The sequence below is a fragment of the Acinetobacter sp. 24-47-47 genome, assembly GCF_057737035.1.
In genome coordinates this window covers 1,074,139-1,100,793 of record NZ_CM173216.1, presented here as the reverse complement: position 1 = coordinate 1,100,793, position 26,655 = coordinate 1,074,139, and the positions used below count along the sequence as shown (strand labels likewise).

Here is a 26,655-nt window from a genome sequence, read left to right as displayed (position 1 = left end):
AGATTTGAGTAGCAATTTTATTAAAAAATAAATTTATTATTTTTAAATCACTTAAATGAAAAAAAACCTGAACGAATTCAGGTTTTCTAAGTTTGTTTATTAAATTCTAATTTAATTTAAGTTTACTAAAACTCAAATTTCCATCAGTGCTTTGTATAACAATTGTATCTCCTGGCAAAAATTCTCCCGCCAAGATTTTTTGAGCCAATGTATTTTCAACCTTTTGTTGAATAGCACGTTTAAGTGGTCGAGCCCCATAGATTGGGTCATATCCTGCCTCAATTAATTCATCGAAAGCAGTGTCATCTACAGTCAAACTTAAATCACGATCAGCCAAACGAGCACGTAAGCGATCTAACTGAATATCCGCGATACCTCGAATCTGCGATTTTTTCAGTGCATGGAAGATTACAAGCTCATCAATTCGGTTAATAAACTCTGGTCTAAAATGCTCAGAAACAGCAGCCATCACAACACTGCGTACATCTTGTTCCGTCGCCATGTCACCTAATTCGCGCACTTCATTTGAACCTAAGTTTGAAGTCATAACGATCACGGTATTTTTAAAATCCACCACACGCCCTTGCGAATCAGTCAAGCGACCATCGTCAAGTACCTGAAGCAGAATATTAAATACATCTGGATGAGCCTTCTCTACTTCATCAAATAACACCACGCTATAAGGCTTACGGCGTACTGCTTCAGTTAGCACACCACCCTCTTCATAACCAACATAACCAGGAGGTGCTCCCACCAAACGACTAACAGAATGTTTCTCCATAAATTCAGACATATCGATACGGATCATGGCATCGTCACTGTCAAATAAGAAGTTTGCTAAAGCTTTAGTTAACTCAGTTTTACCGACACCTGTTGGACCTAAAAATAAGAATGAACCACTTGGGCGATTTGGATCTGAAAGTCCAGAACGTGAGCGTCGTACAGCATTAGAAACTGCAACTACCGCTTCATCTTGACCTACGACGCGGTTATGTAAAAATGTTTCCATACTGAGTAATTTTTCACGCTCACCCTGTAGCATTTTTGCTACAGGAATTCCTGTAGCTGCACTTACAACTTCGGCAATTTCATTGTCCGTCACTTTATTACGCAATAATTTAGGTTCAACTTTCTCTTCAGATGCTTCTTCACTGAGTCGTTTCTCCAAATCAGGAATTACTCCATATTGAAGTCGTGCCATTTCAGCTAGATCATTTTCACGTTGTGCCTTTTGCATCGCGATACGTGCTTGATCAAGCTCCGCCTGAGTTTGTTGATCACCTTGCACTAAACGTTTTTCAGAAATCCACACTTCTTCAAGATCGCTGTATTCCTTCTCTACTTCAGCAATTTGTTTTTCTAAGTGTGAAACTTCAGCTTTACTTCCTGCATCTTCATCTTTTTTTACAGCCTCAAGCTGTAATTTCAGTTGAATAAGACGACGTTCTAATTTATCTAGAGACTCAGGTTTTGAATCAAGCTCCATCTTAATTCGAGATGCCGCTTCATCAATCAAATCAATCGCTTTATCTGGTAGTTGACGATCTGTAATGTATCGATGCGACATTTTAGCTGCAGCAATGATGGCAGAATCTAAGATTTTAACACCATGATGTACTTCATAGCGCTCTTTTAATCCACGTAAAATCGCAATCGTGTCTTCAACACTAGGCTCATCAACCAATACTTTTTGGAAACGACGTTCAAGTGCTGCATCTTTTTCAATGAATTGTCGATATTCATCTAATGTTGTAGCACCTACACAACGTAATTCTCCACGTGCTAAAGCAGGCTTCAACATGTTACCTGCATCCATTGCACCGTCGCCTTTACCTGCACCGACTAGAGTATGCAACTCATCGATAAAGAGGATAATTTCACCATCATGTTTAGCAAGATCTTTTAATACAGCTTTTAAGCGCTCTTCAAATTCACCACGATATTTTGCACCAGCTAAAAGCGATCCAAGATCAAGTGATAAGACACGTTTATTTTTTAAACTTTCAGGCACTTCTCCATTAACGATACGCTGTGCTAAACCCTCAACAATGGCAGTTTTACCAACACCCGGCTCACCAATCAAAACAGGATTATTTTTTGTACGGCGTGATAAAACTTGGACTGTTCGACGAATTTCATCATCTCGCCCAATCACTGGATCAAGCTTGCCAGAAAGTGCTCGCTCAGTGAGATCAATGGTGTATTTGTTTAATGAATCACGTTGATCTTCATGATTGTTACTCATGACTTTTTCATCACCTCGAACTTTAGTTATCGCCGCTTTTAAACCTGCGGATTGAACACCAACCGCATTTAAAATAGTTTTGGTTGCACCTGTTTCTGCTAAACCAAGTAACACCCAATCTGTTGAAAGAAACTCATCACCCGATTTTTGTGCATAACTATCTGCCAAGTTAAGCGCTTTAACCGCATCTGGACTGAGATTGATATCCCCAGTTGGATGGGCAAGTGTTGGTGCATCAGCAAGCGCCTGTTGCAACTTTGTGCTCAATTCTCGTAAATTCGCCCCTGCCTGCTGCAACAAACTCATATTTGATGGCTCTTCCAGCAGTGTCGATAGTATATGGATGCCTTCAATCGCTGTATGATCCTTGCCCATTGCTAAAGATTGCGCATCAGATAAGGCTTGCTGTAAGCGATTTGTAAATTTTTCAAAACGCATTATTATTTTCCTCACAACAAATTTGGTACTTGCTTAGTTAATGGGTGAGAAGCGTCATATTTCAAGTCGGTTTTTTAATTATTTTCTTAAATTTCAATTATTTAAAAAATAAAGATAGATTATAACTATAATATTTGTGCTGCTCATACATTTTTCAATACCACTTCACAATTTTTTCATGGTGATTATGATATTTATCTACTATTCACTACATATGACAAAGAAAATATACTCTCAGTAAACGGTCATTATTGTTCTCAAATCATCACATAGGAGTATGCCGAACTTATATCGACCTAATCGGTACATGTTGTGCAAAATCATTCAATATGAATTTATAAGATAAACAATTAATTTTATATTTATTTAAAGAATATAGATAAAACTTATAATAATCACCGTTTTCCATAAACGGATGATTTAATCATTCAGGCATACTTACATGAATCATTTTATAAATCTCTCAGAAAATAAAGTCCATCAAGATAAAATTAAATTTATTTTATCTGAAGCAAAAAAAAATGTAGAAGATCATACACTCCTCTTTGCAGGCTCTTTAAAACCCCAAGATGCGTGGCTTTTATTTCAATCCCAGCAAGCGATCATTATTGATGTCAGAACACATGAAGAGCGAAAATTCGTAGGTTATGTCGAACATTCAGAACATATTCCTTGGCTCACAGGCATCTCACTTGAACGTAACCCTGAGTTTTTAGAGAAGTTACAATCTTTTGTTAATGCATATGACATCATTTTGCTCATGTGCCGTAGTGGAAAGCGCTCTGCAGCAGCAGCGAGTGTGGCGTATAACGCTGGTTTCACGAACGTATACAATATCGATCAAGGTTTTGAAGGTGATTTAGACCCTAACTCACATCGTGGTACTTATAATGGTTGGCGATTTCACAATCTGCCATGGGTACAAGAGTAAAATTGATTCGCTCAACTTACATAAAAAAAGCAACCTTAAGGTTGCTTTTTTCAACTCGATAAAATCAAGCTTCGGCTTCAATGATTTCAAAATCATGTGTAATTTCAACACCGCCATCTGAAAGCATTTTACTTGCTGAGCAATATTTTTCTGCAGATAGCTCAACCGCTTTAGCGACTTGCTTTTCTTTAACTGCTTTTCCTGTAACCACAAAATGCAAATGTATCTTCGTGAAAACCGCAGGAATTGTGTCTGCCCTCTCAGCTTTCAACTGACATTGAACACCAGTCACATCTTGTCTAGATTTTTTTAATATGGTCACAATATCAAACGAAGCACACCCACCAAGCCCCATTAAAATGAGTTCCATCGGACGTGGACCACGGTTTTCACCACCGTAAGCTTCAGCACCATCCATGATAATTTGGTGACCGCTTTCAGATTTTGCTTCAAAAGCAACATTCTCTAACCAATGTACGCTAGTATGCATTGCAACTACCTAAAAAAAACTATAAATTTACTTAGGACTGTACACTAGCATATATTGAGCTGATAAGGAATTTCACCTCTTATGCTTCACGTGGCAAGTTTATTTAGGTCTAAAGATCTAGTTACTATCCAAATCGGAATTTAAAAAGCATGACTTCTAATTTTTCACAACTTAGTACAGATGCTTTGTCGCCAGGTCAATTACCTGAATCTGTCAAAGCTTTGCTCAAGCGTGCGCACATCAATAGATTTCCAAAACGAACTTCAATTATTGATGCGGGCTCAGAGTCGAAATCTCTGTATCTAATTTTAAAAGGGTCGGTTTCAATTATTTTACGTGAAGATGATGAACGTGAAATTGTTGTAGCCTATTTAAACCCAGGGGACTTTTTTGGAGAGATGGGATTATTTGAAAGTAATCCTCAGCGTACTGCAGAAGTACGTACACGTGATGTATGTGAGATTGCTGAAATTTCATATGCTAACTTCCATGAAGTAAGTAAGCAGTATCCAGATCTTAGCTATGCGGTGTTCGCACAGCTCGTTCGTCGCTTAAAAAATACAACTCGAAAAGTAACTGACCTAGCATTTATTGATGTATCGGGTCGTATTGCACGTTGTTTAATCGACTTGTCAGCTCAACCTGAAGCAATGATTCTTCCAAATGGACGCCAAATTCGTATTACTCGTCAAGAAATTGGTCGTATTGTAGGTTGTTCTCGTGAAATGGTTGGTCGTGTTCTTAAAACACTTGAAGAACAAGGCATGATTGAAACTGATGGTAAAGCTATCTTAATTTTTGATTCATCATTAGAAGCAGTAAATTCTGTTGAAGACGACTTTGACAACAATGATGATGAATAAATTTTCATCTGATCTACATTCAAAAAAGCAAATCTGACGATTTGCTTTTTTATTGCCTTTTTTCTGAAAACTTTCGAATTTATTTTACATACGTTTTGAATCTTAGATTAGGTATGATTTCAATATATCAACTTAAAAAATACAGCAAGGATGTTGAGCATGAAATTTAATCGACTTGGGCAAACAGATATACACGTTCCCGAAATTTGTTTAGGAACAATGACCTTTGGTGAGCAAAATAGCCAGTCCGAGGCTTTCCAACAACTGGAATATGCACTCGAGCGGGGGTTAAATTTTTGGGATACTGCAGAGATGTACCCAGTACCACCTAAAGTCGAAACTCAAGGCGCGACGGAAGAAATTATCGGCAATTGGATTCAGCAGCGCGGCCAACGTGATCAACTTTTTCTTGCTTCAAAAATTGCAGGTCCAGGCCAAGGTGGTAGCAATATTAGAGGCGGCACAACTCGCTATACTGCCAGCGACATCAGCTCAGCCTTAGACTCAAATCTTAGACGCTTAAAAACTGACTATATTGATCTTTATCAGCTGCATTGGCCTCAACGCCCAACCAATATGTTTGGTCAATTGGGTTATTCCAATCACCATGCTCACAGTACACTAGATATCACACCACTCGAGGAAACCTTATCTGCCCTTCAAGCGGAAATTAATAGAGGTAGAATTCGTTATATCGGACTCTCCAATGAGACACCATGGGGAACCATGAAATTTCTACATTTAGCTGAAAAGTTAGGGCTGTCTAAATTTGTTTCTGTACAAAACCCCTATAACTTATTAAATCGTACCTATGAAATCGGCATGTCGGAGATTGCTAAATTTGAAGGCATCGGTTTACTGGCCTATTCACCGCTCGCTTTTGGCTATTTAACAGGAAAATTTAGACATGGTGCGAGACCTGCAAATGCCAGAGTCACCTTATACTCTAGATTTGTGCGTTATAGTAATCCTGAAAGTGAATGGGCAACTGAACAATACGCCCTCTTAGCAGAAAAACATGGACTGACATTAACGCAATTGGCGTTAGCTTTCATTAAGCAGCAGTTCTTCGTGACCAGCACAATCATTGGTGCAACCGATTTAAATCAACTCAAAGAAAATATTGATGCTTTTAATGTGTCATTGTCAGAAGAAATACTTCAGGAAATTGAGATCATCCATAAACAACAGCCAAATCCAGCACCTTAAGTGTCTAATAAATTCGATTTCAATACATTTGAATCAAAGCCATACTGTGATAACAATTTACTAAGTGGTGAATATAAAAAAAAAGGATGCTAACGCATCCTTTTTTAGCTTTATTCTTTTAACGGCGACTTTGGTTATAAATCGCTTGAGCTGCAGGTAAGTTTTTACGCATCGCCTCAATTCGTTGAGCATTTGAAGGGTGTGTTGATAAGAAAGATGCATTGCCACCATTACTTGCTTTAGCCATTTTCTCCCATAATGTAATCGCTGCTTGTGGGTTATAACCAGCTCGAGCCATTAACATTAATCCACCCTGATCAGCACGGCTCTCCAAGTTACGTGAATAAGGCAACCCTACACCCAGTTGAGAACCAATTTGTGCAACTGCTGCGCCACCTTGACCTACCCCAGCTGCACTTAAACCAACACCTAAAGCCAAGTCAGTTAAAGCTTGAGCACCCAATTTACTTTTTGCATGCTCTTCCAAAGCATGGATCATTTCATGTCCCATGATGGCCGCAATTTCAGCATCTGTTAAATTTAAACGTTCCACAATACCTGTATAAAAAACAACTTTACCACCCGGCATGACAGAAGCATTTAATTCACTTGATTTAATTACAGATACCTGCCATTGGAATGGCTGACCCGTTTGATTCATTTGATCAGCATATGGACGCAAACGATTGTAGACATTGGTAATACGCTTATAGGTATTTGAGCTTGTATCCAATAAGCCCTTGCTGCGAGCTGTATCAATGGCTTGCGAGTAACTTTGTGCAGCAGCTGCATTTAATGTCGCTGAGTCCGCACCCGCCATATCCGCAAATGTTGTACACCCTGAAATCGAGATCACCGCAGATGCTGTAAGACCGAGCAATAATTTGTTCTTCATTATAATGTTCCAATCTACTTGAAAGTACTTGTTCATAATTATAGACAAACTCAACTAAGCTTAATATCTCATTTTTCTTCACTTTTTTATTTGTTATGTAATTTAGTAAACAAATTGATAGCTGATCCAAAAGACCAAACAAAAAATATTAAGCACGAGATAGGTTTGACTCCACGGTTTTAAACGAGTTTCAAGCTTCTCATCTTTACGTTTAAAAAATAAATAGGTGTTCTGAATTAAAATAATAGGGACCAATATGCAAGCGATCATAATCGACAGCCCAATAAAGACTTGGTAGACCACATCTTCGGCTACTGTTTGAGATCGAATTATCATCATCGCAATCGTGGGTGCCCCCCCCATTGCAAATAACAACGAATAAAACATTGTTCCAGAAATATTTTTATGCATCCTGCACACTCTATTATTTTATACATTCGATTTTAACAATCTCTAAGATTCAGCACAGCCAATTTTTATACAACTTTGGTCGTTGTTTAGATCAAAAAAAGCCCTGTGATATCACAGGGCTTTTTTAAAACTTTTAATTAAGCTTCAAACGGGTGACGAAGAATAATCGTTTCATCACGGTCTGGACCAGTTGATACGATGTCGATTGGACATTCGATTAACTGTTCAAGTCGCTTAATATAGTTGATTGCTGCTTCTGGCAATTGGTCTAAAGATTTAGCACCAAAAGTAGACTCAGTCCAACCAGGCATTGTTTCGTAAATTGGTTTTAAAGTTTCAAATGCAAGTGCATCAGAAGAACCTACGCAGCCCGAATCTGCAGCTTCATAACCTACACAGATTTTGATTTCTTCTAAACCATCAAGAACGTCAAGTTTAGTCAAGCAAATACCCGAAAGTGAGTTTACTTCTACTGAACGACGAAGGATTTCAGCATCGAACCAACCACAGCGACGTTGGCGACCAGTAGATGCGCCAAATTCTGAACCTACAGTACCAAGGTGCTTACCAATTGCATCACCAACATCGTTTGCAGCATCATAAACCAACTCAGTTGGGAATGGACCTGCACCTACGCGAGTTGTATAAGCTTTGGTAATACCCAATACATAGTCAAGGTGTAATGGACCAAGACCAGAACCAGAACTCACACCACCAGCAGTCGTATTTGAAGATGTTACGTATGGATAAGTACCATGGTCAACATCAAGAAGTGAGCCTTGAGCACCTTCAAACATGATGTTGTCACCGTTCTTACGATATTTATGCAATTCGCCAGTAACATCAACAACCAGTGGAGCAACAACTTCACGCCATTGATCACATAACGCAAGCACGTCTTCAAGCTTAACCGCTTCTACACCGTAGAATTGTGTTAATTGGAAGTTATGGTATTCAAGTAACTCTTCAAGCAATGCTTTGAGATGATCACCACCACGCACTAAATCAGCGACACGAACCGCACGACGTGCAACTTTATCCTCATACGCTGGACCAATACCACGACCTGTTGTACCAATCTTGGCATTCCCACGTTTTTTCTCACGTGCTTGGTCTAATGCAATATGGTTTGGCAAAATTAATGGACAGTTTGGAGAAATACGTAAACGTTCTTTAACTGGCACACCTTGCTCTTCAAGAATCGTCATCTCTTTGATTAACGCTTCAGGAGAAAGCACTACACCGTTACCAATTAAGCAAAGTACGTTTTCACGTAAAATACCAGATGGAATGAGGTGTAAAACAGTTTTCTTACCACCTACGACGAGAGTATGACCTGCATTGTGTCCACCTTGATAGCGAACAACTGCAGCCGCTTGATCTGTGAGCAGGTCAACGATTTTACCTTTACCTTCGTCGCCCCATTGGGTACCAAGTACCACAACATTCTTGCCCATAATAGCCTCATTGCATCATGCTGTTAAAATTGAAGAACATGATTTGAAATTTAGTATTCAAATCAGGTGATTAAATCTGTTCGAGTTTCCACTCACCCGCTTGATTCACCAATTGGTGAGTCGCGTTAGGTACTGAATTCAACTCATCTTGACCAAGCAACTGCACAACGCTTTTGCCTTGATCACGTAATCCTTGAATTGCTTTGACTAGGTCAGCATTATTTCCCTTAGGTGCAACGATCACTTCCAATGCTTTAAATTGACCAGCGCTTAAAGCGTATAAGTCACATGAAAAGCCAGTTGCTGGACGTGCACGACCAAAATGCTCACCAATACCATCATAACGTCCACCTTGAGCTAATGGCGCAGCACGATTTGGTGCATACACTGCATACATTAAGCCAGTGTGATAGTGATATGAACGAAGCTCTACTACATCGATACCAATATGCAGATTTGGCCAACGTTGCTGAATCGCATCTTGTGTGCTTTGAACTGCATTAAATGCTTCTTGGAATGCCGAATCTTCTAAGATTTCTTGGCTTAAATGTGATTTTAAAGCGACTAAATCACTTGCATAACGACCAAGCGCATAAAAATCAGATCCGAATTTAAGTTGTCGCGTATATTCAGCAAGTTCTGGCAATGCTTTACGCTGATATAAATCAGATAGATGCGACTCTGTAGCTTTGTTCAATCCTGCATGTTTAACTAAGCTACGGAATAGACCAACGTGTCCAATATCTAAATGGATCGCCTCAGTTACACCTGTATTTTTTAATAATTCCAACATAACATCGATCATTTCGACGTCAGCATCGATACTGTCTGAACCAAACAACTCAGCACCGAGCTGTAAAGGCGCACGTGTGGTATTGAAACCTTGTGGTTTGGTATGAAGTACCGTTCCAGCGTAGCAATAGCGTGCAACACCTTCAACTGGATACACGTGTGCATCAATACGCGCCACCTGAGGCGTCATATCTGCACGCACACCAAGTAAACGACCTGAAAGTTGATCGATTACTTTAAATGTGGCTAAGTCTAAATCTTGATTCGATTCTGAAAGAGAAGATAGAGATTCGATGTATTCAATAAATGGCGTGTACACCAATTGATAACCTCGAGCTGCGAGGAAATCTAACGCGGTACGACGCAAAGTTTCAATAACTTGCGCTTGCTCTGGTAATACATCAGCTACACCATCAGGTAATAACCATGTCTCTGAAATGGGCATGTTGTAAACCTAAATTCTGTCAGCGCGGAACAAATCCGCATAAAAAAATCGGGAACACACCCGATTTCTCCTAGTCTATCACGATCAACCCCCATGTGCATCAGACTTTTAAATAATTAAATCGGAATTTTAGATTATTCATAAGCTTCTATTGGTAATTCTGAACGCACTAGCAGTTGATCTATGTTATAGACTTAAGCCTTTATAAAAGACACAGCATTTCAGTTTCATGACTGATCTGGAAATGAATGACATAAATCTAGTAAACGATTGGTATATCCCCACTCATTATCATACCAAGCATAGACTTTAGCTTGCTTCCCGACCACCATGGTTTGAGTTAAATCTACAATGAGTGAAAACGGAGAATGATTAAAGTCAGATGATACTAAAGGCTCATCTGTTACCGACATAATTTCCGAAAATCGCTCTCGTGCTGCTGAAATTAACACTTCATTTAACTGATGGTCTGTAATTGGCTGTTGCGCTATAAATGTCAAATCAATAGCTGCCACATTAATGGTAGGAACACGAATTGAGTAACCGTCTATTCGCCCTTCCATTTTTGGCATAACACGTTTGATTGCACCTAGAGCAGATGAAGTCGTTGGAATAATGTTTTGCCCAGATGCCCTCGCACGACGTAAATCGCGGTGAACATGATCTAAAACGGATTGATCCGCTGTAACAGCATGAATTTCTGTCATTAACGCACTTTCTATGCCAAAGGCATCGTCAATAATTTTGACCAGAGGAACCAATGCTTGTGTCGTACATGAAACACTCGAAATAATCTGATCCGTAGTTTTAACCTCTGTATGATTTACCCCGTACACAATTGCAGCATCAACCGTATCAAAAGGTGCAGCCCCAATTATCACACGTTGAGCACCAGCATTGAGATGACGTGTCGCTTCTGCTCGAGATCTAAATAAACCAGTACACTCTAAAACAACATCAACGTTTAAACGCTTCCATGGTAGTTGATCAGGTTCTGTTTGACAGTGGACTTCAATAGTTAATTTTTTTTGATAGGCATGAATATTGAGAAATACTTGCTCTGCAACATAACTCAACTCCACTTCCCCATGAAATCTTCCATGTGTGGTGTCATATTTAAATAAATGAATTAAAGTTTCTACATCAGCCACATCATTAATCGCAACGATTTCAAAATTGAATTGTTTTGGATTTTCAAACCAAGCTCTTAAAACATTTCGCCCGATTCGTCCAAATCCATTAATTGCGATACGCTGCATATGTAACCTTCAACTCTTTAATACAAGTTCTTGAAAGCTCTATGTTAAAGTATTTCTAAAATATTCAGTAATAAATAATGGTCTTATGACTACTCAATATTTTTGATTGATCTTCGTGCGAGATACACTGCTTAAGCATTTGAAAATGATCTCAACACCAATAATGATTAAAATTTCACCTAAAATCAGAATTAAAGAGAATTGTCATTAAAACACTTTAAAATCATTGGTACAGGTGGCAAATTCCGTTATAATTTGGCGTTTTTAAACTTTTAGCCCGGTATGCTGGGGTGAATTTTTTTGTGAATTCGCACTTTATTTCCCAGACATATTATTTGCCAATACAGAATTAATGGAGTGACTTGGTTGTGAGTACTCGTTTTATGACATCAGCTGAAATTCGTGAAGCATTTTTGCGTTACTTTGAATCGCAAGGCCACACACGTGTCGCGTCGAGTTCTCTAGTTCCTGCCAACGACCCAACTTTGCTCTTTACAAATGCTGGTATGAACCAGTTCAAAGATTGCTTCTTAGGCCTAGAAAAACGAGATTATGTACGTGCAGTGTCATCACAAAAATGTGTTCGTGCTGGCGGTAAACATAACGACTTAGATAACGTGGGCTACACAGCTCGTCACCATACGTTTTTTGAAATGTTAGGTAACTTCTCTTTCGGAGATTACTTTAAACGTGACGCGATTAAATTCGCTTGGGATTTCTTAACCAATGAAAAATGGTTAGGTCTACCTAAAGACAAATTATATGCAACGGTTTATCACACTGATGATGAAGCATTCGACATCTGGAACAAAGAAATCGGTCTAGATGAGTCTCGCATTATCCGTATCGGCGACAACAAAGGCGGTCAATACGCTTCAGATAACTTCTGGGCAATGGGCGATACAGGTCCTTGTGGTCCATGTTCTGAAATTTTCTATGACCATGGCGATCACATTTGGGGCGGCTTACCAGGCACACCTGAAGAAGATGGCGACCGCTTCATCGAAATTTGGAACAACGTATTCATGCAGTTTAACCGTACTGCTGATGGCGTACTCCATCCGCTTCCTGCTCCGTCTGTCGATACAGGTATGGGCTTAGAGCGTATTTCTGCTGTTTTACAACACGTCAACTCAAACTACGAAATTGATCTATTCCAACACCTATTAAAAGCTGCAGCTGAAATTATTGGTTTAGATACTGCTGAACTTGAAGCGAAAGCGCAAGCGGAAGGCAAACCAGTTGAATACCCAGCATCACTTAAAGTCGTTGCCGACCATGCACGCTCGTGCTCATTCCTAATCGCTGATGGCGTAAACCCATCAAATGAAGGGCGTGGCTACGTTCTACGTCGTATCATCCGTCGTGCAGTTCGTCATGGTAACAAGTTGGGTGCGACAGGTTCATTCTTCCACAAAATGTTAAAGCCTTTAATTGAGGTGATGGGCGCTGCCTATCCTGAACTTGAAGCACAACAAGCGCGTATCGAAGCGCAACTTTTAAAAGAAGAAGAGCAATTTGCTAAAACCTTAGAACAAGGTTTGAAATTGCTTGAGGGCGAGCTTGCTAACTTAAAAGGTTCTGTCATTCCGGGCGAAGTAGTATTCAAACTTTACGACACGTACGGCTTCCCAACTGACTTAACGGCTGACATCGCACGTGAACGTGATTTAACGATTGACGAAGCTGGTTTTGAAAAAGAAATGGCTGCTCAACGTCAACGTGCACGTGATGCGGGTAAATTCGCAATCGACTACAACAGCGTTGTAAAAGTTGAAGGCGAAACTCAGTTTGACGGCTACGATGCAACTGCTGGTGAGGGTCAAATCATCGCAATCTATAAGGATGGCGAACAAGTTGATGAAGTCGTTGAAGGTGATGAAGCTTTAATCGTTCTAAACCAAACACCTTTCTATGCAGAAAGCGGTGGTCAAATTGGTGATACAGGTATCTTTAAAAACGATACAGGTATTTTCGAAGTTCAAGACACGAAAAAATCTGGTGGTGCGTTCGTTCACCAAGGTATCGTGACCATGGGTAACTTTAAAGTTACTCAAAATGTAGAAGCAACAGTTAAAGCAGACATTCGTGCAGCAACAGCACGTAACCACTCTGCGACTCATCTTCTACATGCTGCACTTCGTCAAATCTTGGGTTCACATGTTCAACAAAAAGGTTCATTGGTTGCTTCTGACGTGTTACGTTTCGACTTTGCCAATGATCAACCCGTGACATTTGAACAGATTCAAGAAATTGAACGTCTGGTAAATGCTGAAGTGATTGCCAATACGCCTGTAACAACCGAACTCCTTGACATCGAATCTGCAAAAGCTAAAGGCGCGATGATGTTGTTTGGTGAGAAATATGGCGAAGAAGTTCGCGTACTTTCTATGGGTTCAATCATTGAAGAGAAAAATTTCTCGATCGAACTTTGTGGCGGTATTCACGTAAAACGTACAGGTGACATTGGTCTGTTCAAAATCACTTCTGAAGGCGGTGTTGCTGCAGGTGTACGTCGTATTGAGGCAGTTACAGGTACGAAAGCAATTGAGGTGGCTCAAAAAGCTGATCGAGACATCAACACGATTAATGGCTTATTGAAAGCACAAAAAGATCAAACGATTGAGAAAGTTGAAGCCTTAGCGGACACAGCATCAAGCTTACAAAAGCAAATCGATCAATTGAATCAAAAACTTGCACATTTACAGGCGGGTGAACTACTTAGCCAAGTTAAGGAAATTGCAGGTCGCAAAACGTTAATCACGACTGTTCAAGGTATGGATGCGAAATCACTTCGCAATCTACACGACGGCGTGAAATCAAAATTAGAAAATGCTGTGATTGTCCTTGCAGGTGTAGAGGGTGGCAAGGTGAGCTTGATCGCATCTGTAGCTAAAGACTTCACAGCTTCTATAAAAGCAGGTGACATCATCAAACACTTAGCAACTGAGCTAGGTGGTAAAGGTGGTGGTAAGCCTGATTTGGCACAAGGTGGCGCGCCACTTAACGAGAAGTTTGCTTCTGTCATGGCAGAATTAACTGCTTGGCTAGCTGCAAAATAAAACTTCACCTTTTGTGTAACTGACCTTGAACAACTCTTCAAGGTCATGGTTTATATGGAACAACTATGGCATTAATCGTTCAAAAATATGGCGGTACTTCAATGGGTACTCCTGAGCGCATTTTAAATGTTGCTCGTCGTGTAAAGCGTTGGCATGATCACGGCCACAAGGTTGTGGTTGTTGTATCCGCAATGAGTGGTGAAACTAATCGCCTACTCGCTTTAGCGAAAGCCATTACCGACACCCCTGACCCACGAGAATTAGACCAAATGGTTTCAACGGGTGAACAGGTAACGATTTCAATGTTAGCAATGGCACTGAATTCTATCGGTGTGGAAGCGAAATCTTTGACTGGACGCCAAGTTGGTATTAAAACTGACAGCTCATTCACAAAAGCACGTATTGAATCAATTGATACAGATGTCATGACTGAACAATTAGATGCTGGTCGTGTCATCGTTGTTGCAGGTTTCCAAGGTTTTGATGCTAATGGAAACACAACAACTTTGGGTCGTGGTGGTTCTGATACTTCTGGTGTTGCATTAGCAGCTGCACTCAAAGCGGATGAATGCCAAATTTATACAGATGTGGATGGTGTATATACAACAGATCCACGTGTTGCACCAAAAGCGAAGAAAGTTGATCGTATTTCTTTTGAAGAAATGCTTGAAATGGCTTCTCTTGGTTCTAAAGTTTTACAGATCCGTTCTGTTGAGTTCGCGGGTAAATATCAAGTCCCTTTACGCGTACTCTCTAGCTTCGACAATGAAAATGATGGCGCATTTGACGAAGAATTTAAAAACAACGTCGGAACACTTATCACTACTGAATTGGAAGACAACATGGAACAGCCAATTATCTCTGGTATCGCATTTAACCGTGACGAAGCTAAATTAACTATCTTAGGTGTGCCTGATCTTCCTGGTATTGCATCTAAAATTTTAAAACCGATTGGTGATGCTAATATCGAAGTAGATATGATCATCCAAAACGTTGAAGAAGATGGTACAACTGACTTCACATTCACAGTCAATCGTGGCGAACTTGCTAAAGCTAAAAAAATTCTTGAAGAAACTGCTCAAGCAATCGGTGCTCGTGAAGTTGCAACACGTGATGATATTGTAAAAGTATCTATCGTAGGTGTTGGTATGCGCTCTCATGCTGGTGTTGCAAGTAAAATGTTTACAGCACTTGCTGATGAAGGCATCAATATCCTGATGATTTCAACTTCTGAAATCAAAATCTCTGTTATTATTGAAGAAAATTATTTAGAGCTTGCTGTTCGCTCACTTCACACTGCGTTTGGTCTTGACCGCGAACATGGTGAGTCTAGCGCACGTGCTTAATTTTCTGCCATGAGTTAGCAGAAACAATGCATACTTGATGAAGAAATATTCAGAGCCACTATAGTTTTTCCTATAGTGGCTCTGTTATATTAGGTCTAGAGGTTTATGGGATAATTTCAATAGTCCTGTGCGAATGGTTAAATTCGTCACATTTATCTATTAAAATATTTCGTGGTGCCGAGGTTGTTATTTTCACTTTTTGAAAAAACTATCGCAGGTTTAGCGTTTAAGCAAGGAGATAAACATGCTGATTCTCACCCGTCGTGTTGGTGAAACATTAATGATTGGGGATCAAGTCAGTGTCACTGTACTTGGTGTAAAAGGTAACCAAGTGCGAATTGGTGTGAATGCGCCTAAAGAAGTATCTGTACATCGTGAAGAAATCTATCAACGAATTCAGCATGAACGTGCGATGCATGAGCACTTGCAACATCTTGACCAAGATTACCAACCTTCTTACGAAGAAGAGAATTACACTCAAAATGATTTCAATCGTTGATTAGAAATGATTTTGTGACTAAAGCGGCTAAATTTAGCCGCTTTAAATTTTTGGTGTTTAAGCTGTTTAAAGTCCCAATGATTTGCGTACTGGACCAAAGCTACGCCTGTGCTCTTCAACCACGCCAAACTGTGCAATAGCTTCAAAATGAGCTTTGGTCGGGTAGCCTTTATGTTTTGCAAAACCAAACTGAGGATATTTAGCATCAAGTTCTAACATTTGATGATCACGTGTCACCTTAGCCAGGATACTGGCAGCAGAAATTTCTGGATGTAATGCATCTCCTCCAACCACAGCATCACAACTCATACTCAATCCTTGGGGAATTTTATTGCCATCAACCAATACATGTTGTGGTTGCACACTCAATTGTTCTACGGCACGACGCATTGCCAACAATGAAGCATGCAATATATTGAGTTCATCAATTTCTTGATGACTCGCTTCAGAGATAGCCCAAGCTAGTGCTTTTTCTTTGATCTCTATAAATAATTTTTCACGTTTTTTTTCACTGAGTTTTTTAGAATCATTTAACCCAAGAATCGGATTGTTAGGATCCAAAATTACAGCAGCCGCAACGACCGATCCCACCAGTGGACCGCGCCCTGCTTCATCAGCACCAGCAATCAACATCATTTTCCTAATTTATCCTTAAAAAAATAGGCCGATCAAAATCAGCCTATTCATGTATCTTTGAAATTAACGTACAGCTTCAGCTACACATTCATTAATAGTTTTAGTCACGATATTGCTGACGATTGTTGCACGTGCTGTTGGATCAATCGCTGCTGTAGCCAAATCAACCGTAGTTACGCTTTGAGGAGCTTTTTCACTTACACATCCACAAATTTCACCTTGGATATTTTCTTTCTGCTCTGCAGTCATTAATTTCGTTGCAGTTTTCCACGCAGAAATATTGTTCAATTCAGTTGTGCATTTTGCATTGATCGCAATTTTAAGTGCAGCCGAACCTAACTGTTGAGTGGTATTTGCGGCAGGTGATGATGTCCCTGTTGTACCTGTAGCACAAGCTCCGAGCACTAATGTCATTGGTGCGAGTAAAGCGATTAATTTTTTCACAGTATTGTCCTTATCATCTTACGAATTGAGCTATTTTGCCTAATGTAACATCATGAAGAAATAGATTTTTTGTATTTCCCGACTATATGTTCAGTTATAAGTCGCATTCCGTTGCATATTTTCAACACTGTGTCCCATTTCAATACTTATAAATAATTTATGCTTAAATTATTATGTGCGAAATTCAATCATAAGTTTATATCATGAATAATAAATCCAAATATTACACACGTACAGCTCAAGTCTTGCATTGGGTCATGGCGATTATTTTTATCACGGCGTGGGCGATCGGCTTTTATAGCGGCAATTTTTTAAGTTATGAAGTAGATGGTAGCTTCAAAGGTGACGTCATCACGCTTCACAAAAATATTGCAACCACCATTATTTTTCTGGTCGTGGTTCGTATCTTTTGGCGCTACACTCATCCTGCACCCGAGTTACCAGAGACAATGTCTCCCCTCATGAAAAGACTCGCACATTTAGGGCATCTTGGACTTTATTTTATGCTTCTGGCTTTACCAATTACGGGTTGCTTATGGAGTTGGAGTCTCGGCTACCCTGCACCAGTATTATTCTTATTTGATCTACCCGCTTTAATAGGTGAGAATCCTCAAGTAACTGAAATTGTAAAACCACTTCATATTTGGATTTCTTGGGCTGCAGGTTTACTTTTACTCGGACATATTGCTGCGGCATTAAAGCATCACTTTATAGATAAAGATCATGTCTTAGACAGCATGACCAAACAACCTAAAGATTGATTGAGTACGGCTCTAAATTTCTGAGTTAGATTTAGAGCTAATCACACATGCTTTTAGGCTATTCAACATGGCTTTTCGAATGACTTCTTGCTTGATATCTTCGTTAACTGTTGCTTTGGCAAGTTCCTGAGCCGGAATATCTTTTAAAGCATGATTTGATACACAATCACAGGTTTCTAATTTTAATTTCTTTTTGTTTTCTTCATTCATTAAATATGTCGTTATTTTCCATATTTTTGAATGGTCGACTTCACGCTCACATTGATACTGGATGACAGGCTTTAATATACGCTGTGTAAATGTCGTATTTGCATTCGCGATAACTACGGGCAACATTAGCAGACTCAAGCAAAACAAAGACTTCAATTTCAACATCACATTCGGCTCTATTGTTTAAAGCATATTAAACCAAAGGTGGGATTTTGCCCCCACCTTCCAGTATTTCACATAAACAAGTTTAACTGTTTTAAATTGCGAGAATTTTATCTTTCCACTTTTGTTTTTGCACATCGGAAATAAACGATGCTTCAAATGAATTTATAGCGAGTTGCTTTAATTCATGATTTGTTAAATCTAAGGCCTCAGCAATCGCAATAAAGTTATCATTCATATACCCACCGAAATAAGATGGATCATCTGAATTGACGGTTACATGCACACCCTGCTGTAACAAACGGCGAATATTATGATCTGCCATATCATCTACAACACAAAGCTTTAAATTTGATAATGGACAAACCGTTAAAGGCATTTTTTCAGCAATCAAACGCGCCAACAACTTTGGATCTTCTTCAGAGCGTACGCCGTGATCAATACGATTCACTTTAAGTAAATCCAAAGCTTCCCAGACATATTCTGCTGGACCTTCTTCACCTGCATGAGCAACAACCAAAAATCCTTCATCACGTGATTTTGCAAATACCCTTTCAAATTTAGAAGGTGGATGCCCAACTTCACTTGAATCTAACCCTACCCCAATAATTTGGTCTTTGTAAGGTAAAGCCTGTTCAAGTGTTTCAAATGCTGCCTCTTCACTCAAATGACGTAAGAAACACATAATCAAATGCGTTGTGATGCCTAATTTTACCTCAGCATCGTGGCAAGCTCGTTTTAAGCCTTTAATTACCGTTTCAAATGACACACCACGATCCGTATGGGTTTGCGGATCAAAAAACATTTCAGTATGAACCACTCGATCTTCTGCACATTTTTCAAAATATGCCCATGCAAGATCATAAAAATCTTGCTCATTGATCAATACATTCGCACCTGCATAGTAAATATCTAGAAATGATTGCAGATTGTGAAAATTATAAGCCTGTTTGACTTCTTCAACTGATTGATATGGGATTGCAATTTCATTGCGCTGAGCAATGGCAAACATCAACTCAGGTTCAAATGTCCCTTCAATATGGACATGAAGCTCAGCTTTAGGTAAAGCTTTAATTAACTCAACACGGTTCATTGCTACTCCTCATGAAACCAAAAATAAAAAGGGTGCAAACTGAGTTTACACCCTTTTAAAAACTGTTAAAAATTAGCCGCCAAACATTGCAAATTTTAGCGCCCATAATACTGCGATAATCCATACCATATATGGTACTGTAGATGCTTTACCTGTAAGTAACTTCACCAACGCATAACTGATAAAGCCCATGGCAATACCATCAGCGATTGAGTAAGTGAACGGCATAAACACGATCGTTAAGAAAGCAGGAACCGCTTCAGTAATATCATCCCAATCAATATGTGTAATACCCTGAATCATCAATACCCCTACAAAGAGTAAGGCTGGTGCAGTTGCAAATCCAGGAACAGATTGAGCCAACGGTGCTAAGAACAAACAAGCAATAAAAAGTAAGCCAACTATTACCGCTGTAAGACCTGTACGCCCCCCTGCTGCTACACCCGCAGAAGACTCAATATATGGTGTCGTTGATGATGTACCTAATGCAGCACCAGCAACAATCGCTGAAGAGTCGGCAAACAGAGCTTTCTTCAAACGTGGTAATTTGCCATCTTTGAGTAAACCAGCACGATGTGAAACACCAACCAGCGTTCCTGTTGAATCAAATAGATCAACTAAGAAGAACACAAAAATTACACCGATTAAACTTGCGGTAAATAAGCCTTCAAAATCCATTTGCATGAATGTTGGTGCAATTGAAGGAATTTGACCAATCACACCTTTAAATTCACTCAATCCTAGGAATGTTGAGATTGCAGTCAGCACTAAAATACTGATGATAATCGCACCACGTATTTTAAAGTGATGCATAACAACAACCATCAAAAAACCGAATAAGGCTAAGAGAACGGTTGGTTGTTTTAAATCACCTAAACCCACTAGAGTCGCAGGATTATCCACAATGATGCCAGCATTTTTCAAAGCGATTAATGCTAGGAATAAACCAATACCACCACCAATAGCCAATTTTAAAGACATTGGAATGGCATTCACGATAGCTTCACGAATTTTAAACATACTGATCGCGATGAAGACCAGACCAGACACAAATACCGCAGCTAAAGCGGTTTGCCAAGGCACACCCATTCCTAAACATACCGAATAGGTGAAATATGCATTTAAGCCCATACCCGGAGCCAATGCGATTGGGTAATTGGCAATAATACCCATGACAAAACAACCAATTGCTGCTGCCAAACATGTCGCAACAAATACCGCACCATGATCCATTCCTGTTTCAGACAGAATCATTGGATTGACAATGATGATGTAGCACATTGTCAGGAATGTCGTCATCCCTGCAATCATTTCAGTTCGAAAAGTTGTTTTGTTTTCACTTAGTTTAAATAAGCGTTCAAGCAAACCCGCTGAAGAATTTGGATTTGTCATTGTCGAGCCCCTGCTTAAGATCGAGCGAGTCGTAAAAATTATTTAGATCATTTATTTAATGATTCATTGGCAAATGTAGCTCAGATGACGCATTCAATAAACGTACCAAAATGACATTTCCGATAAATTGAAGCACAATTAAAAAAGCTGCAATAAAGCAGCTTTGATATGATGATCTATCAATTGAACAGTCGCTAGACAATTCGATCTATCGGGATATATTTTTAATTATAACATAGACTGAATTTGAAGGGCTGAATACACAGTCATAGGTTATAAAACGATAAAATTTAATCTTTATTTAAATCACGTTAAAAAATATAAATTTAAATATACCCCTTAAAAAATCACTGATGATTTTTAGATCATTTAATTTTAAATGGTAGAGTAAATTAAGCTTGCTAACAGTGAATACTTTCTAAATTTGCACTCTTACCGATCAATATGAACATTATTTCATTTGGAGGTATTCCCAAATTAGGTAACCTAATCCAAAGCCCAAACAGGAATACGCAGTAATAATAAAGAAAACGAAACTTGCTTTATTCTTTTTTTTCAAGAAATTCATAATGCTCGCCTTAAGTTAACTCGTCATGCACTATGATAATGCATTTAGCTAATAATACCAGTTAAATAGAATTATTTCCCTTAAATATCAATAAATTACTATTTTTAATAAATACTATCAGTACTTTTCATAACAACTTCATTTTATGATAAAAAATTGAGCACCCTAACTAGATGCATCGATTTGCTGATCTTTAAAATAAAAAGACCACTCTTCATAGTGGCCTTTCATTCGATCAGTTTTGTTGAGAAACAAAACGTGCTCTGGCAGCATGAAGCTTCTTATAGCTCTCAATAAGTTTTAAATGACGATCGAGACCTTCAAGTTGCATATTGGTTGGCGTCAATCCATAAAAACGCACATCACCTTCGATTGAGCCTATTGCAGCATCAACTCTCTCATCACCGAACATACGTCTAAAATTCGGTTCATAGTCTTCAATTTCCATTTCTTCATCTAACAATACTTCTAAAACGACATCCATGCATTGATAGAATAAACCGCGCTCTACAGTATTGGTGTTGTATTGTAAGAACTGTTCTACTTGGTCTTTCGCTTCTTCGAAATTTTCCAAAGCTAAGTTAATTAATAGTTTTAATTCAAGAATAGTTAACTGACCCCACACCGTATTATCGTCAAATTCAACACCAATCAAGGTAATAATATCGGTATAGTCATCCACTTCAACTTCTTCAAGTTTCTCTAGCAAAGCTTCGAGCTGTTCATTATCTAAACGATGTAAGTTAAGAATATCTTCTCTAAAGGCTAAAGCTTTATTGGTATTGTCCCAAACCAGATCTTCAACCAAATACACCTCAGAATATCCTGGCACTAGAATTCGGCATGCAGTTGCACCTAAATGTTGGTATACAGCCATGTAAACTTCTTTACCCATCTCTTTTAGGATATTGAACATCTTTTCAGCTTCTTCAGCATTTGTATTTTCACCCTGACTGGTGAAATCCCACTCTACGAAATCATAATCAGATTTCGAACTGAAGAATCTCCAAGATACAACGCCCGATGAATCAATAAAGTGTTCCACAAAGTTATTTGGTTCTGTCAGGGCATGGCTATTGAAAGTAGGACGTGGTAAGTCATTTAAACCTTCAAAACTACGACCTTGTAAAAGTTCGGTAAGGCTGCGTTCCAATGCAACTTCAAAGTTTGGATGAGCCCCGAATGATGCAAAAACACCACCCGTTCTTGGATTCATTAATGTCACGCACATGACTGGGAATTTCCCACCTAATGAAGCATCTTTGACCAGCACTGGAAAACCTTGCTCCTCAAGCCCCTTAATACCCTCAACTATTTTTGGGTACTTTGCTAGAACATGTTCAGGTACATCTGGCAGGGTAATTTCACCCTCTAAAATTTCGCGCTTCACTGCTCGTTCAAATATTTCAGATAAACATTGTACTTGTGCTTCAGCCAAGGTATTTCCTGCGCTCATACCATTTGACAGATACAAATTTTCAATCAAATTTGAAGGGAAATATACAATCTCACCATCCGACTGGCGTACAAAAGGTAACGAACAAATACCTCTCGCAGTATTGCCAGAATTTGTGTCGTACAGATGTGTGCCTAATAATTCATCTTCAGGATCGTAAATTTCAAGTGTATATTCATCTAAAATTTCTGATGGCAATTCACCATTTGGACCTGGTTGGAACCACTTTTCATCAGGGTAATGCACAAATTCAGCATTTGCGATTTCTTCACCCCAAAATTGGTCGTTATAGAAGAAATTACAATTCAAACGTTCAATAAACTCGCCTAATGCAGATGCTAAGGCACTCTCTTTCGTTGAACCTTTACCATTGGTAAAACACATTGGCGCTTGTGCATCGCGAATATGTAAAGACCATACGTTTGGCACTATATTCCGCCAAGACGCAATTTCAATCTTCATCCCTAAGCCCGCCAAAATTGCAGACATGTTGGCAATCGTTTCTTCAAGCGGCAAATCTTTGCCCGGAATAACAGTCACATTTTCCTTGGCAATATTTGGCATAAGTAAAGCTTGAGCATCCGCATCAATGCTTTCAACTTCCTCAATAACAAACTCAGGACCTGTTTGAATGACTTTTTTTACAGTGCAACGGTCGATTGAACGTAAAATACCTTGTCGATCCTTCTCAGAGATATCTGAGGGTAATTCGACTTGAATTTTAAAAATTTGTTTATAACGGTTTTCTGGATCAACAATATTATTTTGGGATAATCGAATATTTTCTGTAGGAATATCTCGTGCAGCACAATACACCTTTACAAAATAAGCTGCACATAATGCTGAAGACGCAAGAAAATAGTCAAATGGGCCTGGTGCAGATCCATCACCTTTATAACGAATAGGTTGATCGGCAATAACCGTGAAATCGTCGAACTTTGCTTCCTGTCGAAGATTGTCGAGATAATTGACTTTGATTTCCATGCGGGCACCTACAGAACTTATCCAAACAGCTAGATAAGTTAAAAATAAATTAAAACGCATTGTAATCAGAAATGCATGCAAATTGAATGAAAGTTTTTTAGATCCTCCCCTTAAGCTCTCTCTAATTGGGCGTAATCAGTGTTTTATTTACAAAAATTTTAATAAAAAAAGCTGGTACCGAAGTACCAGCTTTTTTAATCCGCCAAACTGAAATTCAGTTCAACTTAAGTGTTATTAGATGCTTGCAATAGCAGCATTTAAAGTTGCACTTGGACGCATAACTGCATTTACTTTCTCTTGATCGATTGCGTAGTAACCACCGATATCAACAGATTTACCTTGAACTTCTGCAAGTTCAGCAACGATCTTCTCTTCATTTTCAGCTAAAGTCTTCGCTAAAGTAGAGAATGTCGCTTTTAATTCAGCATCTTCGTCTTGAGCTGCTAATTCTTCAGCCCAGAACTTCGCTAAATAGAAATGGCTACCACGGTTGTCTAACTCACCTGTACGACGTGATGGAGATTTGCCGTTGTCAAGTAATTTACCAGTTGCAGCATCCAATGTTTTCGCAAGAAGTTTAGCTTTAGGGTTGTTTTCTTTAATACCAAGCTCTTCAAGTGAAACAGCGAGTGCAAGGAACTCACCTAAAGAATCCCAACGTAAGTGGTTTTCTTCAACAAGTTGTTGTACGTGTTTAGGTGCTGAACCACCTGCACCAGTTTCGTACATACCACCACCCGCCATTAAAGGCACGATAGACAGCATTTTCGCAGAAGTACCAAGCTCCATAATTGGGAACAAGTCAGTGAGGTAGTCACGTAGAATGTTACCCGTTACAGAGATTGTATCTAGACCACGAGCAACACGTTCAAGTGTGTAACGCATTGCACGTACTTGAGACATGATTTGAATGTCTAGACCATCTGTATCGTGATCTTTTAAGTATTTTTGAACTTTCTTGATCAATTCGTTTTCGTGTGGACGGTATGGGTCTAACCAGAAGATTGCTGGCATGCCAGAGTTACGTGCACGTGTTACAGCTAGTTTTACCCAGTCGCGGATCGGTGCATCTTTCACCTGACACATACGCCAGATATCACCTTCTTCCACGTTTTGAGACATTAAAACTTCGCCAGTTTCGATATCTGTGATGTTAGCTACACCAGCTTGCGCGATTTCGAATGTTTTGTCATGTGAACCGTATTCTTCAGCTTTTTGAGCCATTAGACCAACGTTAGGTACAGTACCCATTGTGCGTGGGTCGAAGTTACCATTCCACTTACAGAAGTTGATCATTTCTTGGTAAATACGCGCAAATGTAGATTCAGGCATTACTGCTTTACAGTCGTAAGGCTTACCGTCAGCACCCCACATTTTACCACCACCACGGATCATTGCAGGCATAGAAGCATCTACGATCACGTCGTTTGGAGAATGGAAATTAGTGATACCTTTTGCTGAATCCACCATTGCTAAAGCGGGACGGTGTTCTTGACATGCGTGTAGATCTTCGATGATCTCTTCACGTAAAGAAGTCGGTAAAGTTTCGATCTTCTCGTAAAGACCAGCCATACCGTTGTTTACGTTAATACCTAGTTCGTCGAACAGTTTACCGTGTTTTTCGAACGCTTCTTTGTAATAAATCTTCACACAGTGACCGAATACGATCGGGTGTGAAACTTTCATCATGGTTGCTTTAACGTGTAAAGAGAACAAGATGCCCGCTTCTTTACAATCATCTAATTCTTTTTCATAGAAGTCGCAAAGTGCTTTCTTGCTCATGAACATAGAATCGATGATTTCGCCGTCTTGCAGTGCAACTTTGTCTTTAAGAACGATGGTTTCACCAGAATTGGTGATCAGTTCCATTTTCACATTGCGAGGACGATCTAAAGTCATAGACTTTTCGCCGTGATAGAAGTCACCTTCATCCATGTGAGAAACGTGAGTTTGTGACCACTGTTTCCACTCACCCATAGAATGTGGGTGTTTTTTCGCATAGTTTTTAACAGCAGCAGGCGCACGACGGTCAGAGTTCCCTTCACGCAATACTGGGTTTACTGCTGAACCTAAGCATTTACCAAAACGTGCTTTGAGTGCTTTTTCTTCTTCAGTCGTAGGATTCTCAGGATAATCTGGAATTGCATAGCCTTTTGATTGAAGCTCTTTGATACATGCAGTCAACTGAGCTACAGATGCACTGATGTTTGGAAGTTTGATGATGTTTGTGTCTGGATCTTGTGTAAGACGACCTAATTCTGCAAGATTGTCTGATACTTTCTGCTCTTCGCTAAGGTATTCAGAGAATTCAGCGAGCACGCGTGCTGCAACTGAGATGTCAGTTTTTACAATCTCAACACCAGCAGGCTTAGTAAAGGTCTCAATGATCGGCAGTAGTGAGTAAGTCGCCAGTAATGGCGCCTCGTCGGTCAGTGTGTAGATGATAGTTGACTTTCCACCAGCCATATATAGCCCCTTGCTTTGGATTGAGTTACAGAGCACCGAACTTTTGGTCCAGTCTCTTAGAACCGATTTGCTTAAATTAAAACGTTGAGAGTATCGTTCTTCGTCGCATTTCAGTCAATGAAATAAGCTTTTAGTACGCTA

The 26,655-nt window shown here is 39.4% G+C and carries 22 protein-coding genes; 7 read left to right on the top strand and 15 right to left on the bottom strand.

Annotation, left to right across the window (positions count from 1 at the left end):
* Positions 1–106: 106 nt before the first annotated feature.
* A complete protein-coding gene (clpB, locus tag AC1M9E_RS05045; protein WP_488225096.1) occupies positions 107–2,683 on the bottom strand; it encodes an ATP-dependent chaperone ClpB in 2,577 nt (858 codons plus the stop codon).
* A gap of 442 nt (positions 2,684–3,125) precedes the next feature.
* On the opposite strand from clpB, the gene AC1M9E_RS05040 reads away from it, so the two are divergent.
* Positions 3,126–3,614: a rhodanese-like domain-containing protein gene (locus AC1M9E_RS05040; protein WP_035265884.1), complete on the top strand. Its 489-nt coding sequence runs from the start codon at positions 3,126–3,128 to the stop codon at positions 3,612–3,614.
* Between the two features lie 64 nt (positions 3,615–3,678).
* Here AC1M9E_RS05040 and AC1M9E_RS05035 read toward each other — a convergent pair whose 3' ends face one another.
* Positions 3,679–4,104 (bottom strand): OsmC family protein, encoded by a 426-nt coding sequence (locus tag AC1M9E_RS05035; protein WP_481608349.1) that lies wholly within the window; start codon positions 4,102–4,104, stop codon positions 3,679–3,681.
* 149 nt (positions 4,105–4,253) lie between these two features.
* On the opposite strand from AC1M9E_RS05035, the gene crp reads away from it, so the two are divergent.
* Both crp and AC1M9E_RS05025 read left to right on the top strand, forming a co-directional pair.
* On the top strand, positions 4,254–4,967 hold the full coding sequence (crp, locus tag AC1M9E_RS05030) for a cAMP-activated global transcriptional regulator CRP (RefSeq protein ID WP_092766118.1): 714 nt from the start codon (positions 4,254–4,256) through the stop codon (positions 4,965–4,967).
* Between the two features lie 159 nt (positions 4,968–5,126).
* Positions 5,127–6,176 carry an NADP(H)-dependent aldo-keto reductase gene (locus tag AC1M9E_RS05025; RefSeq protein ID WP_488225095.1) on the top strand — a complete coding sequence of 350 codons (1,050 nt, stop codon included), beginning with the start codon at positions 5,127–5,129 and terminating at the stop codon, positions 6,174–6,176.
* Positions 6,177–6,294: 118 nt separating this feature from the next.
* Here AC1M9E_RS05025 and AC1M9E_RS05020 read toward each other — a convergent pair whose 3' ends face one another.
* The 5 genes from AC1M9E_RS05020 to gap form a co-directional block, all read right to left on the bottom strand.
* Positions 6,295–7,071, bottom strand: a complete 777-nt coding sequence (locus AC1M9E_RS05020) for a M48 family metallopeptidase (protein WP_035265878.1) — start codon at positions 7,069–7,071, stop codon at positions 6,295–6,297.
* Positions 7,072–7,173: 102 nt separating this feature from the next.
* Entirely contained in the window at positions 7,174–7,482 is a 309-nt protein-coding gene (locus AC1M9E_RS05015; RefSeq protein WP_180027584.1) for a hypothetical protein, read from the bottom strand.
* Between the two features lie 137 nt (positions 7,483–7,619).
* Complete coding sequence (locus tag AC1M9E_RS05010; RefSeq protein ID WP_035265875.1) at positions 7,620–8,939, bottom strand: adenylosuccinate synthase; 1,320 nt, start codon at positions 8,937–8,939, stop codon at positions 7,620–7,622.
* Positions 8,940–9,009: 70 nt separating this feature from the next.
* Entirely contained in the window at positions 9,010–10,176 is a 1,167-nt protein-coding gene (locus AC1M9E_RS05005) for an ATP phosphoribosyltransferase regulatory subunit (protein WP_488225094.1), read from the bottom strand.
* Between the two features lie 227 nt (positions 10,177–10,403).
* Positions 10,404–11,435 carry a type I glyceraldehyde-3-phosphate dehydrogenase gene (gene gap, locus AC1M9E_RS05000; protein WP_488225093.1) on the bottom strand — a complete coding sequence of 344 codons (1,032 nt, stop codon included), beginning with the start codon at positions 11,433–11,435 and terminating at the stop codon, positions 10,404–10,406.
* Between the two features lie 368 nt (positions 11,436–11,803).
* Here gap and alaS point away from each other — a divergent pair, with 368 nt between their 5' ends.
* The 3 genes from alaS to csrA all read left to right on the top strand — a co-directional run bounded on the left by alaS (position 11,804) and on the right by csrA (position 16,342).
* Entirely contained in the window at positions 11,804–14,497 is a 2,694-nt protein-coding gene (gene alaS, locus AC1M9E_RS04995; RefSeq protein ID WP_488225092.1) for an alanine--tRNA ligase, read from the top strand.
* Between the two features lie 65 nt (positions 14,498–14,562).
* On the top strand, positions 14,563–15,843 hold the full coding sequence (locus AC1M9E_RS04990) for an aspartate kinase (protein ID WP_092766113.1): 1,281 nt from the start codon (positions 14,563–14,565) through the stop codon (positions 15,841–15,843).
* A 244-nt stretch (positions 15,844–16,087) separates the two neighbouring features.
* A complete protein-coding gene (gene csrA, locus AC1M9E_RS04985) occupies positions 16,088–16,342 on the top strand; it encodes a carbon storage regulator CsrA (protein WP_035265869.1) in 255 nt (84 codons plus the stop codon).
* A gap of 66 nt (positions 16,343–16,408) precedes the next feature.
* Here csrA and rnhB read toward each other — a convergent pair whose 3' ends face one another.
* Together rnhB and AC1M9E_RS04975 are read right to left on the bottom strand one after the other, a co-directional pair.
* Positions 16,409–16,975 carry a ribonuclease HII gene (gene rnhB, locus AC1M9E_RS04980; protein WP_488225197.1) on the bottom strand — a complete coding sequence of 189 codons (567 nt, stop codon included), beginning with the start codon at positions 16,973–16,975 and terminating at the stop codon, positions 16,409–16,411.
* Positions 16,976–17,041: 66 nt separating this feature from the next.
* A complete protein-coding gene (locus AC1M9E_RS04975) occupies positions 17,042–17,422 on the bottom strand; it encodes a hypothetical protein (protein WP_180027580.1) in 381 nt (126 codons plus the stop codon).
* Positions 17,423–17,625: 203 nt separating this feature from the next.
* On the opposite strand from AC1M9E_RS04975, the gene AC1M9E_RS04970 reads away from it, so the two are divergent.
* On the top strand, positions 17,626–18,183 hold the full coding sequence (locus tag AC1M9E_RS04970; RefSeq protein ID WP_035265864.1) for a cytochrome b: 558 nt from the start codon (positions 17,626–17,628) through the stop codon (positions 18,181–18,183).
* A 12-nt stretch (positions 18,184–18,195) separates the two neighbouring features.
* On the opposite strand, the gene AC1M9E_RS04965 is transcribed toward AC1M9E_RS04970, so the two are convergent.
* From AC1M9E_RS04965 to AC1M9E_RS04940, 6 genes are all read right to left on the bottom strand, one after another.
* Positions 18,196–18,519: a hypothetical protein gene (locus AC1M9E_RS04965; protein WP_488225091.1), complete on the bottom strand. Its 324-nt coding sequence runs from the start codon at positions 18,517–18,519 to the stop codon at positions 18,196–18,198.
* A gap of 130 nt (positions 18,520–18,649) precedes the next feature.
* Complete coding sequence (locus AC1M9E_RS04960; protein WP_481591235.1) at positions 18,650–19,648, bottom strand: adenosine deaminase; 999 nt, start codon at positions 19,646–19,648, stop codon at positions 18,650–18,652.
* A 72-nt stretch (positions 19,649–19,720) separates the two neighbouring features.
* Positions 19,721–21,040, bottom strand: a complete 1,320-nt coding sequence (locus AC1M9E_RS04955) for an NCS2 family permease (RefSeq protein WP_481589776.1) — start codon at positions 21,038–21,040, stop codon at positions 19,721–19,723.
* 451 nt (positions 21,041–21,491) lie between these two features.
* Positions 21,492–21,608: a hypothetical protein gene (locus AC1M9E_RS04950; RefSeq protein ID WP_092766106.1), complete on the bottom strand. Its 117-nt coding sequence runs from the start codon at positions 21,606–21,608 to the stop codon at positions 21,492–21,494.
* Positions 21,609–21,843: 235 nt separating this feature from the next.
* Positions 21,844–24,048 carry an OsmC domain/YcaO domain-containing protein gene (locus tag AC1M9E_RS04945; protein WP_481591236.1) on the bottom strand — a complete coding sequence of 735 codons (2,205 nt, stop codon included), beginning with the start codon at positions 24,046–24,048 and terminating at the stop codon, positions 21,844–21,846.
* 234 nt (positions 24,049–24,282) lie between these two features.
* Positions 24,283–26,514 carry an NADP-dependent isocitrate dehydrogenase gene (locus tag AC1M9E_RS04940; protein ID WP_481595516.1) on the bottom strand — a complete coding sequence of 744 codons (2,232 nt, stop codon included), beginning with the start codon at positions 26,512–26,514 and terminating at the stop codon, positions 24,283–24,285.
* Between the last annotated feature and the right edge of the window lie 141 nt (positions 26,515–26,655).

Excerpts from the sequence above, each read along its gene's own strand:
- AC1M9E_RS04940 (WP_481595516.1), bottom strand. The coding sequence starts at position 26,514 with ATGGCTGGTGGAAAGTCAACTATCATCTACACACTGACCGACGAGGCG.
- AC1M9E_RS05015 (WP_180027584.1), bottom strand. The coding sequence starts at position 7,482 with ATGCATAAAAATATTTCTGGAACAATGTTTTATTCGTTGTTATTTGCA.
- csrA (WP_035265869.1), top strand. The coding sequence starts at position 16,088 with ATGCTGATTCTCACCCGTCGTGTTGGTGAAACATTAATGATTGGGGAT.
- AC1M9E_RS04950 (WP_092766106.1), bottom strand. The coding sequence starts at position 21,608 with ATGAATTTCTTGAAAAAAAAGAATAAAGCAAGTTTCGTTTTCTTTATT.
- AC1M9E_RS04965 (WP_488225091.1), bottom strand. The coding sequence starts at position 18,519 with ATGTTGCCCGTAGTTATCGCGAATGCAAATACGACATTTACACAGCGT.
- gap (WP_488225093.1), bottom strand. The coding sequence starts at position 11,435 with ATGCAGCGTATCGCAATTAATGGATTTGGACGAATCGGGCGAAATGTT.
- AC1M9E_RS05010 (WP_035265875.1), bottom strand. The coding sequence starts at position 8,939 with ATGGGCAAGAATGTTGTGGTACTTGGTACCCAATGGGGCGACGAAGGT.
- AC1M9E_RS05005 (WP_488225094.1), bottom strand. The coding sequence starts at position 10,176 with ATGCCCATTTCAGAGACATGGTTATTACCTGATGGTGTAGCTGATGTA.
- AC1M9E_RS05020 (WP_035265878.1), bottom strand. The coding sequence starts at position 7,071 with ATGAAGAACAAATTATTGCTCGGTCTTACAGCATCTGCGGTGATCTCG.
- AC1M9E_RS04990 (WP_092766113.1), top strand. The coding sequence starts at position 14,563 with ATGGCATTAATCGTTCAAAAATATGGCGGTACTTCAATGGGTACTCCT.
- rnhB (WP_488225197.1), bottom strand. The coding sequence starts at position 16,975 with ATGTTGATTGCTGGTGCTGATGAAGCAGGGCGCGGTCCACTGGTGGGA.
- AC1M9E_RS04970 (WP_035265864.1), top strand. The coding sequence starts at position 17,626 with ATGAATAATAAATCCAAATATTACACACGTACAGCTCAAGTCTTGCAT.
- crp (WP_092766118.1), top strand. The coding sequence starts at position 4,254 with ATGACTTCTAATTTTTCACAACTTAGTACAGATGCTTTGTCGCCAGGT.
- AC1M9E_RS05035 (WP_481608349.1), bottom strand. The coding sequence starts at position 4,104 with ATGCATACTAGCGTACATTGGTTAGAGAATGTTGCTTTTGAAGCAAAA.
- AC1M9E_RS04955 (WP_481589776.1), bottom strand. The coding sequence starts at position 21,040 with ATGACAAATCCAAATTCTTCAGCGGGTTTGCTTGAACGCTTATTTAAA.
- AC1M9E_RS04960 (WP_481591235.1), bottom strand. The coding sequence starts at position 19,648 with ATGAACCGTGTTGAGTTAATTAAAGCTTTACCTAAAGCTGAGCTTCAT.
- AC1M9E_RS05040 (WP_035265884.1), top strand. The coding sequence starts at position 3,126 with ATGAATCATTTTATAAATCTCTCAGAAAATAAAGTCCATCAAGATAAA.
- AC1M9E_RS04945 (WP_481591236.1), bottom strand. The coding sequence starts at position 24,048 with ATGGAAATCAAAGTCAATTATCTCGACAATCTTCGACAGGAAGCAAAG.
- AC1M9E_RS05025 (WP_488225095.1), top strand. The coding sequence starts at position 5,127 with ATGAAATTTAATCGACTTGGGCAAACAGATATACACGTTCCCGAAATT.
- clpB (WP_488225096.1), bottom strand. The coding sequence starts at position 2,683 with ATGCGTTTTGAAAAATTTACAAATCGCTTACAGCAAGCCTTATCTGAT.